The sequence below is a fragment of the Actinomycetospora corticicola genome, assembly GCF_013409505.1.
Classification (GTDB): Bacteria; Actinomycetota; Actinomycetes; order Mycobacteriales; family Pseudonocardiaceae; genus Actinomycetospora; species Actinomycetospora corticicola.
The window spans coordinates 951,916-967,753 of record NZ_JACCBN010000001.1 but is presented as its reverse complement, the minus strand read 5'-3'; the positions used below and the strand labels follow the sequence as shown (position 1 = coordinate 967,753).

The following is a 15,838-nucleotide window of genomic DNA, read 5'->3' as shown; positions in this document are numbered from 1 at the left end:
CGCGACGGCATGGCGTGTCCTGCCGGGCATGCTCACCGAGACACCACACCTGACCGTACTCGACCGCCTCGGCGGCTGGTGGGGCATCGTCGGCACCGGGCTGCCCCAGGTCGTGTTCGCCGTCCTGACGAACGTCACGAGCCTGCCGGTGACCGCGGGGGTCGCGCTCGGCGTCGCGCTGGTGTTCGGGGTGATCCGCAAGCTCCGGGGCGAGGAGACCGCGGCCGCGCTCGGCGGGATCCTCGGCGTGGCGGTCGCGGCCGGGATCGCCCTGTGGACCGGCTCGGCGACCGACTTCTTCCTCGTCGGCATCGTCACGTCCGCGCTCCTGTTCGGGCCCACCGCGGCGTCGTTCGTGGTCGGCCGGCCCGTGACCGGGCTGCTCTGGAACGCGCTGCACGGTGGTGGCCACCCGTGGCGCTCCGACCGGCCGTCGCGCCGCGCGCACGATCTCGCCACGCTCGCCGTCGCGGCCATGTTCGGGGCGCGGGCGCTGGTCAGCGGCCTGCTGTGGTGGACGGGGTCGGTCGCGGGCCTCGCCACCGCGCGGATCGTCCTCGGCGTCCCCTTGACGGCGCTGGTCAGCCTCGTGGTCTTCTGGGCCTTCCGCCGGACCACCCACCGTCTCGTCACCCCCGCGCGGGTGGCCGCTCGGAGCAGCCGATGACCTGGAGCACCCGGGAGATCGCCGACCTCGCCGGCACGAGCCTGCGCAGCGTGCGGCACTACCACGACGTCGGGCTCCTCCCGGAGCCCGAGCGGCGGTCGAACGGCTACAAGCAGTACGGCGTGACCCACCTGATCCGCCTGCTGCGCATCACCCGGCTCGTGGGGCTCGGCTTCGGGCTGGCCCAGATCGCCGAGCTCGGCGACGCCGACGAGCACCCGGAGGAGGCGCTGCGGGCCCTCGACGCCGACCTCGTCGCGCAGATCGAGCGGCTGCAGGAGGTGCGCGAGGAGGTCGCGGCGATGCTCGAGGCGCGGCTGCCGACCGACCTCCCGGCCGAGTTCGCCGTCGTCGGGAAGGCCGCCACGCTCTCCGAGCCCGACCGGCGCTTCGCGACGGTGATGGGCCGGCTGCTGCCCGCGGACCAGCGCAGCGTCTACGCGGAGCTGCTGACCGACGACGCCCGGTCGGCGACCGACGACGAGTTCGACGCGCTGCCGCCGGACGCCGACGAGAACGCGCGGGACGACCTCGCGCGGCGGATGCTGGAGGACCTCCACGTCCTCCGCGAACGCTTCCCCGGCATCGACCGCCTCGGGGCGTCCGACCCGCAGCACTACCGGAGGACGGTCGAGCAGGTCTCGGCGGAGGTGTTCAACCCCGCCCAGCTCGACGTCCTCCGGCGGCTGCGGGCGCTCGGTCGGGTCAGGGCCGCCCGCCGAGATGCTGCGCCAGGAACTCCCCCGCCTCCCGGAACATCGTCATGAGGTTCTCGGGGTTGACGAAGGCGTGCCCCTCGTCGGCGAAGACCCGGTAGGCCACCTCCACCCCGCGGTCGCGGAGCCGCTCGACGACGTTGTCGGACTCCGACTGCTTCACCCGCACGTCGTTCGCCCCCTGGAAGATCATGAGGGGCGTCTCGACGCGGTCGAGGTGCGAGATCGGGGACCGCGCGAGCATGTCGGCGAGCTGCTCCGGGTCGTCCGGGTCGCCGACGTAGCGGTGGAAGTTGTGCCGGAGCCCCGGCCGTACCGCCTCGGGGAAGCTGCGCATGGTGGCCGCCAGGTCCGACACCCCCACGTAGTCGACGGCGGCCGCGAAGAGGTGCGGCGTGAACGTCACCCCGACCAGCGTGGCGTACCCGCCGTAGGACCCGCCGAAGATCGCGACCCGGGACGGGTCGGCGTAGCCGTGGGTCACGGCCCACTCGACCGCGTCGACCAGGTCGTCGTGCATCGCGCCCGCGAACTCCCCCATCGCGGCCTGCAGGTGTCGGCGGCCGAACCCCGTCGACCCGCGGAACTGCGGCCGCAGCACCGTGTAGCCGCGGCTGACGAAGTACTGGGACTGCAGGTCGAGGCTCCACAGGTCGCGGAACCAGGGCCCGCCGTGCGGCATGAGGACCATCGGCGGCGCCGCGTGCTCCTCGGGGTCGAACCCGACCGGTGCCGTGAGGTAGGTCGGCAGCTCCAGCCCGTCCCGCGCGGTGATCGACACCGCCTGGGTGGGGGCCAGCGCCGCCGGGTCGAGGCGCCCGAGGGGGCGAAGGAGGAGCTGCGCCCGGCCGGTGCGGTCGTCGTAGAGCCACGACGACGGGTCGCGGTCGTCGGCGAACGACGCCACCCAGAACCGACCGGACCGGTCCGAGGAGACGGCGCCGAGGTCACCGTCGGCGAGCCCCTCCAGCGCGGAGAGGACCCGGGCGAACGGCTCGGTCAGCGGGCGGATCACCTGGCGTTCGCGGGAGTAGCGCACGCCGATCAGCTCGCCGCTCGCCCGGTCGGTGATCCAGGGCGACGGCAGCAGCGGGGCGACCACGGAGATCGTGTCGAGGTCGTGCGTCGGGTGCCGGTCGATCTCGGTGACCTCGCCGGTCGCGAGGTCGAGCCGGGCGGGTGCGAGCTGGTCGTGGTCGCCGTACGTGCCGAACCAGAGGCTCGCGCCGTCGGGGGCGGGCCGCGTCATCGGGCCGTAGGGGTGGTCGTCGCCGGCGAACGTGGTGACCACCCGCCGCCCGCCGTCGGGAAGGCCCTGCCGCAGCTCCCACCCGGCCTCGGTGACCGCGACCTCGTAGAGCTCCCGCCGGCTCGTCACGAACCAGGACGCGCCGTCGCCGCCCTCGGCGAGGACGGTGAGCTCGCCGGTCGCGACGTCGAGCTCGCACAGGTCGATGCGGGCGGGGTCGACGTGGTTGAGGCTCACGACGACGGACCCGGGCAGCCCGGGCACCTCCACCATCTCCCAGACGCGCGCGCCCGGGAACGGCGTCAGGTCGACGGCGTCGGCGTCCGGGTCGTCGAGGTCGACACGGAAGACGTGATGGTTCTCGTCCCCGTCGTCGTCCTGGAGGTAGAGCAGGTGGCGCGGGTCGGCGGTCCACCGGACGTCGATGACGGGACGGTGGTCGTCGGCGGTGACGCGGCGGGCGTCGTCGAGGTCGACCTGCCCGTCCCCGGACAGCTCGACGACCCACACGTTGAGCCGGGAGCGCCACGGGGCGAGGAAGGCGAGCCGCCGTCCGTCCGGGGAGATCGACGGGCGGCCGCGCTCGGGCGGCGCGAACAGGTCCTCCACGGACACGGGCTGGGTCTGGACGCTGGATCGGGTCATGCGGGCAGGAGAAACGATGCCGTCGCGGCACCCTCAAGCCCCGCTGTGGCGTGGACCACTCACGCTGGAGGATGCCGCGACGGCACGGGCGAGCGTCGGCGCCATGCTCACCACGTTCCGCCGACAGCGACAGCTCGCCCGCGTACGTCCCGGCGACGGGAGCCGCCTGCCCGAGTTCCGCCTCTGGCACGTGTTCACCCGGACCCGCTTCGGGCTCGACCTCGAGGACCACCGGCTCGACGTCGACATCCGGTACGGCGCCGACCCGAACACCGGGCACGGCGTCGCCAGGCTCTACCGCGACGGCGTCCAGGTCGCTCGGTCCCGCCTGCCCGCGACCTTCGCCGTGTCCGGCGGGGTCGTGGAGATCGCCGAGAACGAGCACGGCCTGAAGCGGGTCGCCCACGTCGGGCCCGACGGGACGACCCGGACCCTGACCCCGCATCCGCGCACCCTCGAGGGCCGCCGCGCGGGCTTCGACCGCCGCTTCCCGACGACGAGCCACGCCCTCGGCATCGTCGCGGGCCTCCTGGTCCTCGCCTGCGGGGCGATCGAACTGCTGCACGCCGCGCAGGCCGTGACCCGCCGGCCCGAGGTCGCCGAGCGGGTCGGGACGCTCGTCCTGCCGTACACGCTGTCCGCGGGGTGGCTGACGGTGATCGGGGTGGTGGGCGCCCTCGCGGCGGTGGAACGTGCCCTCACCCTGCGGGGACGCCTCGTCGACCGGCGGCGGTGACCGTGCCCGTCGTCGCCCTCGCCTACCTCGGCGCCCACCTGCTCAGCCTGCTCGGCAACGGGCTCGCCGCGGTGGCGCTCCCGCTGATCGTCCTGCAGGTGACGGGCAGTCCGGGGAGCGTCGGGGTCGTCTCGCTGGCGACCGCCGGACCGGCCCTCCTCGTGGGGCTGGCCGCGGGCGTCGTCATCGACCGGACGAACCGTCGGACGAGTTCGATCCTCGCCGACGTCGTCTCCGCGCTCGCCGTGGCGGCGATCCCGGTGGTCGACCTGGTGTCGGGCCTGACCCTGGGCTGGCTCGTGGCGCTCGCGATCGTCGGGGCGTTCGGCGACGTCCCGGGCCTGACCGCCCGCCAGGTCCTCGTGCCCGCCGTCGCCCGGCACACGGGGGTGTCCCTGGAACGCCTCGTCGGTCTGCGCCAGGCCATGACCTCGATCGCCCTGGTGATCGGTCCGGCCGCCGCCGGCATCCTGCTCACGGTGTTCGACGGCAGCACCGTCCTGCTCGTCACCGCCGCCACCTCGGCCGCGGCCGCGCTGCTCACACTCGTGCTGCCGGGTCGGCTCGGCGCGATCACGGAGGCGCCGGTGCGGACCTCGGTCGTCGCCGAACTGGCCGCCGGTGCGCGAGTCCTGCGACGGAGCCGGTTCCTCTCCGGCACGGTCGGGCTCACCCTGGGCCTCGCCGTCGTCCTCGGCGGACTCCAGGGCCTCGTGCTGCCGGTCTGGTTCACCGCCCTCGGCCGACCCGACCTCCTCGGGCTCGTCCTCACCGCGCTCGCCCTCGGCATGCTGGTCGGCACGGCGGTCTTCACGACGGCGGGGGTGCGCGGCTCCCGCGGCCGGTGGACCGTCGGGGCGCTCGTCGGCACCACGGGCGGGTTCCTCGCGATCGCGACGCTCGCCTCGCCCGTCGTCGTGCTCGCCGGAGCCGCGGTGCTCGGCCTGTCGAACGCCACCCTCGGCGCGATCCTCGGGGTGCTGCAGGCCGAGCGGATCCCCGACGCCGCCCACGGCCGGGTGCTCTCGCTGCAGAACGCGCTGTTGCAGGTGGCCGCCCCGGCGGGCATCGGGCTGGCGGGCGTCGTGGCGGAGGTCGGGTCGCCCGTGGCGGCCGGGTTCTCGGTGGTCGCGGTGTGGGTGGTCGTGGTGCTCGTGGTCGGCGCGTCCGGTGCGCTGCGCGACCTGGAGCCGGCTCGGGCTTCCTGACGGCCGCCCCCGAAGTGAACGAACGGCACTGTCGCACACATAGATGCTGCGACAGTGCCGCTCGTTCGGTTCAGGGCGGGTCAGACGGAGGCCAGCTCCTGCGCGTCGCGGGCGGCGAGCAGGGAGGCGTGCGTCGGCGCGTCCGGGACGTGCGCGGGCTTCAGCGCGGCGAACTCGCGGCGCAGCACCGGCACGACCTCCTCGCCCAGCAGGTCCATCTGCTCCAGGACGGTCTTCAGGGGCAGGCCGGCGTGGTCGATGAGGAACAGCTGGCGCTGGTAGTCGCCGACGTAGTCGCGGAAGCCCAGCGTCCGGTCGATGACCTCCTGCGGGGAGCCGACCGTGAGCGGGGTCTGCGAGGAGAAGTCCTCGAGCGAGGGGCCTCCGCCGTAGACCGGGGCCCGGTCGAAGTAGGGACGGAACTCGTTGACGGCGTCCTGCGAGTTCTTCCGCATGAACACCTGCCCGCCGAGGCCGACGATCGCCTGGTCGGCCGAGCCGTGGCCGTGGTGCTCGAAGCGGCGGCGGTAGAACTCGACCATCTGCTTCGTGTGCGAGGCCGGCCAGAAGATGTGGTTGTGGAAGAAGCCGTCGCCGTAGAAGGCGGCCTGCTCGGCGATCTCGGGCGAGCGGATCGAGCCGTGCCAGACGAACGGGGCGACGCCGTCGAGCGGGCGCGGGGTCGAGGTGAAGCCGTGCAGCGGCGTGCGGAACCGCCCCTCCCAGTCCACGACGTCCTCGGTCCAGAGCCGGCGCAGCAGGGCGTAGTTCTCCAGCGCGAGCGGGATGCCCTGGCGGATGTCCTGGCCGAACCAGGGGTAGACGGGGCCGGTGTTCCCGCGGCCCATCATGAGGTCGACGCGGCCCTCGGCGAGGTGCTGGAGCATCGCGTAGTCCTCGGCGATCTTGACCGGGTCGTTGGTCGTGATCAGCGTCGTGGACGTCGAGAGCACCAGCCGCTCGGTGAGCGCGGCGATGTGGCCGAGCAGGGTGGTCGGCGACGAGGGGACGAACGGCGGGTTGTGGTGCTCGCCGGTCGCGAAGACATCGAGCCCGACCTCCTCGGCCTTGCGGGCGATCGTGACCATCGCGCGGATGCGCTCGGCCTCGGTCGGCTCGCGGCCCGTGGTCGGGTCGGGCGTCACGTCGCCGACGGTGAAGACCCCGAACTGCATGACGACCTCCTGAAGTTGAACTGTCAACTACTCTAGCCGCCCCAACTCCGCGGGGTCCCACCGCATTCCCTCAGCGCGCCAGGCCCCGCAGCCGCAGCGCGAGGTGCAGCTCGAGGGTGCGCTCGGGGTCCTGCCAGTCCTCCCCCAGCACCGCGCGGACCCGGTCCAGCCGTTGGGTGACCGTGTTGACGTGCACGTGCAGCGTGCTCGCCGCCCGCGTCGGGGACCGGCCGGCGGCGAACCAGGCCGCGAGGGTGCCGACGAGGTCGGTGCCGCGGCGACGGTCGTGCTCGAGGAGCGGCCCGAGCACGCTCTCCACGTATCCGCCGACGTCGGGGCTGCGCGAGAGCAGGAGGGCCGCGAAGCCCAGCTCGGCGACCGACCCGGCCCGCCCTTCCCGGCCGAGCGCCACGAGCGCCTCGGCCGCCCGGCGGGCGTCGGCGGCCGCCCCGACCAGCCCCTCGGCCGGGAGCACCGGCTCGGACACCCCGACGGTCACCGGGGCCGACCCGTCCGACGCCGGACGGGCGAGGTCCTCGGCCAGCCGACCCGCCTCGTCGTCGGGAAGGAGCACGACCACCGCGTCGGGGCGCTCCGCCACCAGCCCGGACCGGCCGACCGCGTGGGCGGCGTCGACGGCCAGGCGCGCGCGTTCGTGCTCGGCGCACCGGGCGACGAGGACCCGGTGCGGGCGGCGGATCTCGACGCCCAGGGCGCGGACCCGGTCGCGCAGGGCGGCGCTCGGGGTGTCGCCGCCCAGCAGTTCGAGCAGCGCCTCCCCGCGGTGGCGCTGCTCGGACTCCGAGGCCTGCGCCCGGAAGAGCAGGACCAGCGCGCTGACGGTGGCCGCGCGCTCGACGATCCGGGAGCGGGGCCCCTGCGAGGCGGCACCGGGGGCGGGCGGGGCGACGACGAGGGTGGCGAGCTGCTGGTGGGCGGCCACGACCGTCACGGCCTCCGCACCAGCGACCGCCACGAGCCGGCCGGGGTCGGCCGCTGCGGCGTGCACACAGGCGGCGACGTCGAGGTCGTCCGGGACCGGACCGGCCGTCGCGATCGGCGCCCCGCCGTCGTCGACCACCCGCACCCACCCGTCCAGCAGGTCGGCGAGGGCGGCGGCGAGGTCGGTGACGTCGCCGCCGCCGAGGACGAGCGCGGCGAACCGGTCGTGCGCGTCCGCCGCCCGGGCGAGGTCGGCGTGCGCGGCCCGCAGCCCCGCCAGGGCCGTCGCCGTCTCCGCGGCCGCCCGGGTCTGGGTGAGCGACACGGCCGCGAGGGCCGCGAGCGAGCCGAGCAGGGCGACGTCGTCGGGGGTGAAGGGACGTGCGGAGCGGTTCGCGGCGAACAGCACCCCGACGAACTCCTCGCCGACCAGCAGCGGCGTCCCGCAGATCGCGACGATCCCCTCCTCGGACACCGCCGCGTCGATCTCGTCCGTGTGCCGGTAGCGGGGGTCGGCCGGGTAGCGGGTGGTCCAGTGCGCGTGCCGGGACTGCGCCACCAGGCCGCCGAGGCCCGCCCCGACCGGCAGCCGCAGCCCCTGGAACGCGGCCGACACCGAGCCCGCCGTCGCGCGCATGAAGGTGTCGCCGCGCCCGGCGTCGTAGAGGGTCAGGTAGGCGACGTCGGTGCCGAGCAGCGCCCGGGCCCGTCGGACGATCGCGTCGAGGACGAGACCGGGGTCGGATTCGCCCGCGAGGTCGCGCGCGGTGTCGACCAGCGCCGCGAGCTCGGCCTCCCGCCGCCGGCCCGCCTCGATCGTCGCCCGCACGCGCAGTACCAGCGCCGCCGTCTCCGGGTCGGAGCCCGCGAGCGACGCCGCGGCGCGTTCGAGGTCGGCGGCCGGGCCGTCGGCGGCGAGCAGCCGCAGGGCGTCCACGAGCACGGTGCATGGGAGCACCCCGGACGCCCTGGGCACCAGCCCTCTCCCCCGTCGCTCCGCTCGCCCCGGCCCGCTACGTCCCGACGGCGGGTCGGGTCGGCTCGGAACCATCCCCCGTCGCTCCGCTCGCCCCGGTGACGACCCCGTCGTCCGCCCCGAGGTCGCGGTCGCGCGTCTCGGAGTAGGAGAACACCGCGACGAGCGTGATCACCGAGCACACCGCGAGGTAGGCCGCGATCGACTGGCCCGAGCCGGTGGCACCCAGCAGGGCGACCGCGATGATCGGCGCGAGCCCGCCCGCGGCGACGGAGGCCAGCTGGTAGCCGATCGACACCCCGGAGTAGCGCACGCGCGTGCCGAACAGCTCGGACAGGAACGCCGCCTGCGGCCCGTACATCGCGCCGTGGAACACGAGGCCGATCACGACGGCGAGCGCGGTCAGCCCGAAGCTCTGCGTGTCGAGCAGGCCGAAGAACGCGAAGCCCCACACCCCGACGCCGACCGCGCCGATCACGTAGGTCGGGCGACGGCCGATCCGGTCGGACACCGCGCCCCAGAGCGGGATCGTCACGATGTGCACGGCGGCGCCGATCAGCACGGCGTTGAGCACGAACGACGACGGCAGGCCGTACTGCTGCTTCATGTACGTCGAGATGACGATGGTGAACAGGTAGTACGAGACGTTCTCGGCGAACCGGGCGCCCATCGCGACCAGCACCTCGCGCGGGTACCGCCTGATCACCTCGAGGATGGGCGGGGCCGGCGGAGCTCCCTCGGCAGCCGCCTCGGCCTTCGCGCGAGCGGCCTGGAAGATCGGTGACTCCTCGACCGAGAGCCGGACGTAGAGCCCGATCAGCACGAGGACGGCGGAGAGCAGGAACGGGATGCGCCAACCCCAGGCGAGGAACGCCTCCTCGGACTGGAACACGGCGAGCGCGGCCAGCAGCCCGTTCGCGAGCAGCTGCCCGGCGGGCGCCCCGGCCTGCGGCCAGCTGGCCCAGAACCCACGGTTCCTCGCGTCCCCGTGCTCGGACACGATGAGGACCGCGCCGCCCCACTCGCCGCCGAGCGCGAAGCCCTGGATCAGGCGCAGGAGGATGAGCAGGGTCGGGGCGAGGACCCCGGCGGTCGCGTAGCTGGGCAGCACGCCGATGAGGAACGTCGAGATCCCCATCATGAGCAGGCTCAGGACCAGCAGCTTCTTGCGGCCGATCTTGTCGCCGTAGTGGCCGAAGACGAGGCCGCCGAGCGGTCGGGCGATGAACCCGATGGCGAACGTGCCGAAGGACAGCAGGGTGCCCGCGACGGGGTCGGCGGCCGGGAAGAACACGGCCGGGAAGACGACGGCGGCGGCGACGCCGTAGAGGAAGAAGTCGTACCACTCGACGGTGGTGCCGAGCATGCTCGCGGCCACGATGCGGACCACGGAGCGGCGTTCGGTGGGTGGCGTTCCGGGGTTGCCGGATTCGGACACGGAGGACATGACCGGCGACACTAGGACCTCCGTGACCCGCCGCACCGTGTGCTCGCGGTACGTCAGGTCAGTGGATCGGTGTGCTCTCGACCCACTCGACGGCGCTGTCGACGTCCTCGACGACCACCGCTCCCCCGGGCGGCGCAGGGCGATCCACCAGCACGACGACGAGGCCCGCCTCCCGCGCCGCGATCAGCTTGGCCTCCGTGGCGCCGCCGGAGTCCTTCGCGACGATCGTGTCGATCCGGTGCTCCGCGAGCAGCGCGCGCTCGTCCTCCAGGGCGAACGGTCCGCGTCGGAGGATCAGGTGGGCGTGCGGTGGCAGGACGTCCGGCGGCTCGATGGCGCGGACGAGGCGGACGTGGTCGAGGTGGACGAAGTGATGCACGCCCTGACGTCCGATCGCGAGGAAGACGCTCTGGGCGTGGCCGAGCTCGCCGGACGCGGCACCCGTCGTCGGGACCCGGTGCCAGCGGTCGCCGGGCTGCTCGGTCCAGCCGGGTCGGCGCAGCACCACCCAGGGCGTGCCGGTGGCGGCGGCGGCCTGCGCGGCGTGGTCGGTCATGCGCGCGGCGAAGGGGTGGGTGGCGTCGACGAGCAGGTCGGTGTGCTCCAGCGCCGTTGCGAGGCCGGCCGCTCCCCCGAACCCGCCCGAGCGGATCTCTCCGGCGGGCAGCCGGGGATCGCGGGTGCGCCCGGCGAGGGAGGTGGTGACGGGGTGGCCGCGGGCGGTCAGGACGTCGGCGAGCGCCCGCGCCTCGGCGGTGCCGCCGAGGACGAGCACCCGCCGTCCTGAACGAGCGGCACTCTCGCAGCTTCTAGCTGCGCGAGAGTGCCGTTCGCTCGGAGGGCCGGGCTCGCTCACGGACGAACGCGCTGCGCCGAGTAGAGGTGCGACTCGCAGCCCGTGTCCCGCCCGACGACGGGTCCGACCACGATCACCGCGGTCCGCTTCACCCCGGCGGCCTCGACCTGCTCCGCGATGTCGGCGAGCGTGCCGCGCAGCACGAGCTCGTCGTCGCGCGAGGCGCGGGCGACCACGGCCACCGGCTCGTGCGGCGGGCGGTGCTGCAGCAGGGTGGTGACGACCTCCGCGCACCGCTGCACGGCGAGGTGCAGGACGAGCGTCCCGCCGGTGGCGGCCCAGACGTCGAGCGACTCGCCCTCGGGCATCGGGGTGGCGTTCGCGGCGTCGCGGGTGAGGACGACGGACTGCCCGACGCCGGGCACGGTCAGCTCGGTGCGCAGCGCCGCGGCGGCGGCGGAGAAGGCGGGGACCCCGGGCACGATCTCCCAGGCGATCCCGGCCTCGTCGAGCCGGCGGGTCTGCTCGGCGACCGCGGAGAAGACGGCGGGGTCGCCGGAACACAGGCGGGCGACGTCGTGGCCCGCGGCGTCGGCGGCGACGAGTTCGGCGACGATCTCGTCGAGGGTCAGGCGGGCGGTGTCGACCTTGTGGGCGTGCGGCGGGCACTGGGCGAGCAGGTCCTCCGGCACGAGCGACCCGGCGTACAGGCACACCGGGCTCGTGGCGATCGCCCGCAGCCCGCGGATCGTGATGAGGTCGGCGGCCCCGGGGCCCGCGCCGACGAACCGGACGGTCACTGCTGCCTCCAGGGCGGCGGGGTCATCCCGCCGAGATCGGACGTGGTGCGGGCACCACCGGCATCGCGCACGTGCAGCACCCACTGCGTGACCGGGGCGAGCGCCTTCCACCCCACGTACCGGCCCACGGGTCGGCCACGCGAGATGGCGATCCGCCGCACCTCGCCGCCGTACTCGGCGTGCGCCGCGACGAGCGCCGCCTCGCCCTCGAGCGTCACGGCGTTGACCACGAGCCGCCCGCCGGGGCGCAGCGCCCGTCGGCACGCCTCGAGCATGCCGGGCGCGGACACCCCGCCGCCGACGAAGACCGCGTCGGGCGCCTCGAGGCCGGCCAGCACCCCCGGCGCGCGGCCCGGCACGACCCGTACCCCCGGCGTCCCGAGTGCTGCGGCGTTCTCCGCGATCCGGGCCGCGCGGTCCTCCCGGGACTCGACCGCGATCGCGCGCGCGGTCGGTTCGGCGCGACACCACTCGATGCCGATGGACCCCGCTCCCCCGCCGACGTCCCACAGGAGCTGCCCGGGCAGCGGGCGCAGCGCGGCCACCGACAGGGCCCGCATCTCGGCCTTGGTCAGCTGACCGTCGTGCACGTAGGCCTCGTCGGGGAGACCGGGCACCCGGCCGAGCAACCCGTCGTCGGGAAGGGCGGGGCAGTCGACGGCGACGACCGCGAGCGGGTCGCCGTCGGGGGCGTTCCAGCTCGCCGCGACGCCGTCGACACGGGTCTCGTGCTCGGCGCCGAGCGACCCGAGCACGGACAGGCGGGCCTCGCCGTAGCCGGCGCCGACGAGCAGCGCCGCGAGCCGACCGGGCAGTGCACCCGAGTCGGCGAGCACGAGCAGTCGTCGGCGTGGCGCGAGGGCGGCGCGCACCGCCTCGAGCGGGCGCCCGACCGCCGAGACCACCACGGCGTCCTGCTCCGCCCAGCCCATCCGCGCGCACGCGAACGCGACCGACGAGGGATGCGGCACCACCGTCGCGTCGGGACGCAGTCGCAGGACGCTCGTGCCGATCCCGAAGAACATCGGGTCACCGCTGGCGAGGACGACGAGCTCGTCACCGCCGAGACGCTCGAGCAGGCTCGGCAACGACGGCATCAACGGCGCGGGCCACTCCTCGCGCCGGGCGGTCACCTCGGTGGGCAGCAGGTCGAGCTGGCGCGGGGCCCCGAGCACGACGGCGGCCTTCGCACAGGCCGTGCGCGCGGGTGGGGTGAGGCCGGGCCACCCGTCGGCGCCGATGCCGACGACGGTGACGCTCACGAGGCGCGGGTGGCCGGTCCGGTCGGGCGAAGCACGGCCGAGACCCTAGCCGCACCGGTGCCAGGAAAGCGTCGTTGCCGGCGTCCAGTGACAGTCATGCCACATTCTCGGGCGGCTGACCGCCACGACGATGCGGCGATCCTCCCGCTGGACGACAGCAACGACGCTTTCCTGCCACGGAGGGGGCGGTCAGTTCTTCGACGCCACCTCGTCGGCGTACTTCTGCGTCATGTGGTCGACGGCGCTGAGCTGGGTGGCCGCGTACTCGTCGCGGCGCAGCCCGGCGCGCTCCTTGGCCTGCTGGGTCGACTCGGCGTGCGACACCCCGCCCCACGTCGTGCCCTGGAAGTGGGGCATGACGTTCTGCGCGAGGAGTTCCCAGGACCGCTTCGTCGCCTCCGGGTTGGCCCACTCGTGGCCGAGGAGCAGCATCGCGCCGAACCCGCCCGACTGGTCGGCCAGGCGCTGGACCTGGGCGCGCGCGTCGTCGGGGGTACCGATGGCGCCGATGCCGGCCTCGTTGATGAAGTCGATCATCTCCTTGACGTCGCCGCCCTCGACCGCCATCTGCGGGAACGCCGCCGTCTTCTGGAAGTAGCGGAACCAGTTCTCGATGCCGTACTCGACGTCGCGGTAGGCCTGCTCCTTGGTCTCCGCGATGTGCATGAGGCCGACGAGGCGCCACTTGTCGCGATCGGGCTCGGGCTGGCCGTAGTGCTCGGCACGCTCCTTCACCACGTTCCAGTGGTGGGCCAGCGCGTCGAACCCGTCCTGGGTCATCGTCGCGCCGATGTTGAGCAGGCCGACCCCGTGCCGGCCGGCCATCCGCGGCCCGGTCGGCGAGGCCACCGCGGCGACGACGATGTCGAAGCAGGGCTCGGTGTAGGGCCGCAGCTGCAGGCGGGCCTCGACGAGGTTGTGGGTCTTGGTCTGCGCGGTGACCGTCTCGCCGGCCAGCAGGCGCATGATGATGTCGAGGTTGACGTCGAGCAGCTCGCGCGTCTCGGTCGGGTTCAGCCCGATCATCGACGAGTCGCTCGGGAGCGAGCCGGGGCCCACACCGAGCATCGTCCGGCCGCGCGTGAGGTGGTCGAGCAGGACCATCCGGTCGGCCACCCAGAGCGGGTTGTGGTACGCCGCCGAGGTCACGCCCGTGCCCAGCTTGATGCGCTTCGTGCGCTCCGCCGCGGCCGCGATGAAGATCTCCGGTGACGCGATGATCTCGCTCCCGGCCGAGTGGTGCTCGCCGATCCACGCCTCGTCGACGCCGAGGCGGTCGAGGTGCTCGATGAGTTCCAGATCGCGCTGCAGCGCGAGCGTCGGGTTCTCCCCGGCGCGGTGGAACGGGGCGAGGAACGTGCCGAACCGCAGCCTGCTCACGGGCTCTCCTCCACGTCGAGTGTCAGCCAGGTCACGCTAGGTCGGCTGCGCCCGTGATGTCCATGGGGGGATTCCCGACGCCGGGACGGTGCCGGTGGCGTTGCGCCGGTCGCCTCCCCCGCCGCCGAGGTGCACACCAGGCATCCCCAGGCCGCTCGGAACCTGCGCTACGTGCATCTCGGCGCGGCCGGATCAGCCCGTCCTCCGCCGAGATACACACCAGGCATGGGCGGAGCCCCCGGGACCTGCTCCACGTGAACCTCGGGGGCGGCCGGATCAGCCCGCGGCGGCGATCCGGGCGTGCACGTGGGCGACGACGGTCGGCAGGAAGGCCAGGGCGACCCGCCCCAGTACCGCCCGCAGCTCCGCCCCCGGCCAGTCGGCCGGTACGAGCTCGGCGGGCAGCCCCGGGTCGCGGAGCAGGTCGACGTACACCGGCCCGGTGGCGTCGGACAGACGCTTGAGGGCCACCGCCCCGTCGTCCGGGACCGGATCGTCGAGGACGGCGGTGAGCCGGGCGAGGTGGGCCCGGAGATCGTCGGCGACCTCGTCGAGCGCCCACGCCCGGCGGGCCATCGCCGCGGCCACGGCGGTCGACGACGTCCCGCCGCTCCCACCCGGGCCGACCCACCCGTCGTCGGGAACCAGCCGCCCGAGCACGACCGACGCGTCCGGCGGCACGTCGGCGAGCACCTCGCGCAGCGCGTCGGAGCGGTCCACCGGGCAGAGGAGCACCCCGGGCTGCCAGGGGCCGTAGCCGACGAGCACGGCGGCGCGGCGGAGCCGGTCGCGGTACGGGCGGGCCGACTCGGGCACGTGGTGCAGCAGCGTGTGGAACGCACCGTCCCAGGCCGGCACCTGCCCGCGGTCGTCGCGCAGGCGCAGTACCGAGGCCCCGAAGGCGCCGGCGAGGTGGTGGTCCACCCGGCGACCGTGGCGGGTGGTGGTCAGCTGACCCGCGTCGCGCATGCGGGCCAGGGCGCGGCGCGCGGCCTCGGGACGCAGGCCGAGGTCGCCGAGAAGGGCGACGAGGGCCGGCCCGGGCAGGTCGGTGCGCCCCGCCGTGCCGAAGAGGGCGGCGACCAGGGCGGCGGGGGATCCCTGGCGGCGATTTCGGTGTACGTTCTCGCTCACGGTCGGGAGCTATTCTGTCACACGACGGGGGCGTCGATGCTCGCGAAGGTCCTTCCCTGGGTGTCGATGGCGGTGCTGGACATCGCCGCGCCGATCGTCGTCTACGACGTCGCGACCGGTGCGGGGGTCGGCGAGGTCCCGGCCCTGCTGCTCGGGGCGATCGGTCCGGTCCTCAGCAGCGTGCTCTCCGTGGTGTTCCGGCGGCGGCTCGACGAGTTCAGCGTCTTCATCCTGACGGTGATCGTGATCGGGGCGCTGACCTCGCTGCTGTTCGACGACCCGCGGCTGCTGCTGCTCAAGGAGTCGGCGCTCACGGGGCTGATCGGCCTGGTGTTCCTCGGCAGCCTGCTGGCCCGGCGGCCGGTGATGTTCTACTTCGGCCGCCGCTTCGCCACCAACGGCGATCCGGGGCGTCTCGCCTGGTGGGAGGGGCTCTGGCGGTACGAGGGGTTCCGGCGCACGCAGCGCGGGATGACCGCGATGTGGGGCCTCGGGCTGCTCGGCGAGGCCGTGGTGCGCGGCGTGCTGACCTTCCTGCTCCCGGTGGCCACGATGGTCGTGGTGAACGCGGTGGTCCCCGCGGTCGTGATCGGCGGCCTCGTCGTCGCGACCACGGTCTGGGGCAGGCGCTCCGCCCGGGCGGGCGCAGCCCGGGCAGCGGCCGCGGAGGGCGCCGACCCGATCAGCGCCTGACACCCGACCTCG

General features: G+C 74.5%; 14 protein-coding genes. 5 read left to right on the top strand and 9 right to left on the bottom strand.

Annotated features, from left to right (window positions below; all coding sequences use genetic code 11):
• The first annotated feature begins 28 nt into the window (after positions 1-28).
• Entirely contained in the window at positions 29-667 is a 639-nt protein-coding gene (locus BJ983_RS04595) for a DUF3159 domain-containing protein (protein ID WP_179792736.1), read from the top strand.
• The gene (locus tag BJ983_RS04590) at positions 664-1,434 is read left to right on the top strand and encodes a MerR family transcriptional regulator (RefSeq protein WP_179792735.1); all 771 of its coding nucleotides are present in this window, start codon (positions 664-666) and stop codon (positions 1,432-1,434) included. Before BJ983_RS04595 ends, BJ983_RS04590 begins: the two co-directional genes overlap by 4 nt.
• Here BJ983_RS04590 and BJ983_RS04585 read toward each other — a convergent pair.
• Positions 1,373-3,277 carry a S9 family peptidase gene (locus tag BJ983_RS04585; protein ID WP_179792734.1) on the bottom strand — a complete coding sequence of 635 codons (1,905 nt, stop codon included), beginning with the start codon at positions 3,275-3,277 and terminating at the stop codon, positions 1,373-1,375. The two genes, BJ983_RS04590 and BJ983_RS04585, sit on opposite strands and share 62 nt — an antisense overlap.
• Positions 3,278-3,380: 103 nt before the next feature.
• On the opposite strand from BJ983_RS04585, the gene BJ983_RS04580 reads away from it, so the two are divergent.
• On the top strand, positions 3,381-4,013 hold the full coding sequence (locus BJ983_RS04580; RefSeq protein WP_179792733.1) for a hypothetical protein: 633 nt from the start codon (positions 3,381-3,383) through the stop codon (positions 4,011-4,013).
• Complete coding sequence (locus BJ983_RS04575; protein WP_179792732.1) at positions 4,010-5,221, top strand: MFS transporter; 1,212 nt, start codon at positions 4,010-4,012, stop codon at positions 5,219-5,221. The genes BJ983_RS04580 and BJ983_RS04575 overlap by 4 nt, the downstream gene beginning before the upstream one ends.
• A gap of 80 nt (positions 5,222-5,301) precedes the next feature.
• On the opposite strand, the gene BJ983_RS04570 is transcribed toward BJ983_RS04575, so the two are convergent.
• From BJ983_RS04570 to BJ983_RS04535, 8 genes are all read right to left on the bottom strand, one after another.
• Entirely contained in the window at positions 5,302-6,396 is a 1,095-nt protein-coding gene (locus tag BJ983_RS04570; RefSeq protein ID WP_179792731.1) for an LLM class flavin-dependent oxidoreductase, read from the bottom strand.
• 70 nt (positions 6,397-6,466) lie between these two features.
• Positions 6,467-8,314 (bottom strand): helix-turn-helix domain-containing protein, encoded by a 1,848-nt coding sequence (locus BJ983_RS04565; protein WP_218890102.1) that lies wholly within the window; start codon positions 8,312-8,314, stop codon positions 6,467-6,469.
• Positions 8,315-8,351: 37 nt separating this feature from the next.
• Positions 8,352-9,761: an MFS transporter gene (locus BJ983_RS04560; RefSeq protein WP_179792729.1), complete on the bottom strand. Its 1,410-nt coding sequence runs from the start codon at positions 9,759-9,761 to the stop codon at positions 8,352-8,354.
• Between the two features lie 58 nt (positions 9,762-9,819).
• Positions 9,820-10,536 (bottom strand): cobalt-precorrin-6A reductase, encoded by a 717-nt coding sequence (locus BJ983_RS04555; RefSeq protein ID WP_179792728.1) that lies wholly within the window; start codon positions 10,534-10,536, stop codon positions 9,820-9,822.
• Between the two features lie 77 nt (positions 10,537-10,613).
• Complete coding sequence (cobM, locus tag BJ983_RS04550; protein ID WP_179792727.1) at positions 10,614-11,357, bottom strand: precorrin-4 C(11)-methyltransferase; 744 nt, start codon at positions 11,355-11,357, stop codon at positions 10,614-10,616.
• Positions 11,354-12,619 (bottom strand): precorrin-6y C5,15-methyltransferase (decarboxylating) subunit CbiE, encoded by a 1,266-nt coding sequence (gene cbiE / locus BJ983_RS04545; protein WP_179792726.1) that lies wholly within the window; start codon positions 12,617-12,619, stop codon positions 11,354-11,356. The genes cobM and cbiE overlap by 4 nt, the downstream gene beginning before the upstream one ends.
• Positions 12,620-12,808: 189 nt before the next feature.
• The gene (locus tag BJ983_RS04540) at positions 12,809-13,999 is read right to left on the bottom strand and encodes an LLM class flavin-dependent oxidoreductase (RefSeq protein ID WP_179792725.1); all 1,191 of its coding nucleotides are present in this window, start codon (positions 13,997-13,999) and stop codon (positions 12,809-12,811) included.
• A gap of 276 nt (positions 14,000-14,275) precedes the next feature.
• The gene (locus BJ983_RS04535) at positions 14,276-15,133 is read right to left on the bottom strand and encodes a PaaX family transcriptional regulator C-terminal domain-containing protein (protein WP_179792724.1); all 858 of its coding nucleotides are present in this window, start codon (positions 15,131-15,133) and stop codon (positions 14,276-14,278) included.
• A 66-nt stretch (positions 15,134-15,199) separates the two neighbouring features.
• On the opposite strand from BJ983_RS04535, the gene BJ983_RS04530 reads away from it, so the two are divergent.
• The gene (locus BJ983_RS04530; protein WP_179792723.1) at positions 15,200-15,826 is read left to right on the top strand and encodes a VC0807 family protein; all 627 of its coding nucleotides are present in this window, start codon (positions 15,200-15,202) and stop codon (positions 15,824-15,826) included.
• Positions 15,827-15,838 lie beyond the last annotated feature (12 nt).

Coding starts and splice junctions, on each gene's coding strand:
- BJ983_RS04590 (WP_179792735.1), top strand. CDS start 664: ATGACCTGGAGCACCCGGGAGATCGCCGACCTCGCCGGCACGAGCCTG.
- BJ983_RS04580 (WP_179792733.1), top strand. CDS start 3,381: ATGCTCACCACGTTCCGCCGACAGCGACAGCTCGCCCGCGTACGTCCC.
- BJ983_RS04595 (WP_179792736.1), top strand. CDS start 29: ATGCTCACCGAGACACCACACCTGACCGTACTCGACCGCCTCGGCGGC.
- BJ983_RS04560 (WP_179792729.1), bottom strand. CDS start 9,761: ATGTCCTCCGTGTCCGAATCCGGCAACCCCGGAACGCCACCCACCGAA.
- BJ983_RS04530 (WP_179792723.1), top strand. CDS start 15,200: ATGGCGGTGCTGGACATCGCCGCGCCGATCGTCGTCTACGACGTCGCG.
- BJ983_RS04570 (WP_179792731.1), bottom strand. CDS start 6,396: ATGCAGTTCGGGGTCTTCACCGTCGGCGACGTGACGCCCGACCCGACC.
- BJ983_RS04585 (WP_179792734.1), bottom strand. CDS start 3,277: ATGACCCGATCCAGCGTCCAGACCCAGCCCGTGTCCGTGGAGGACCTG.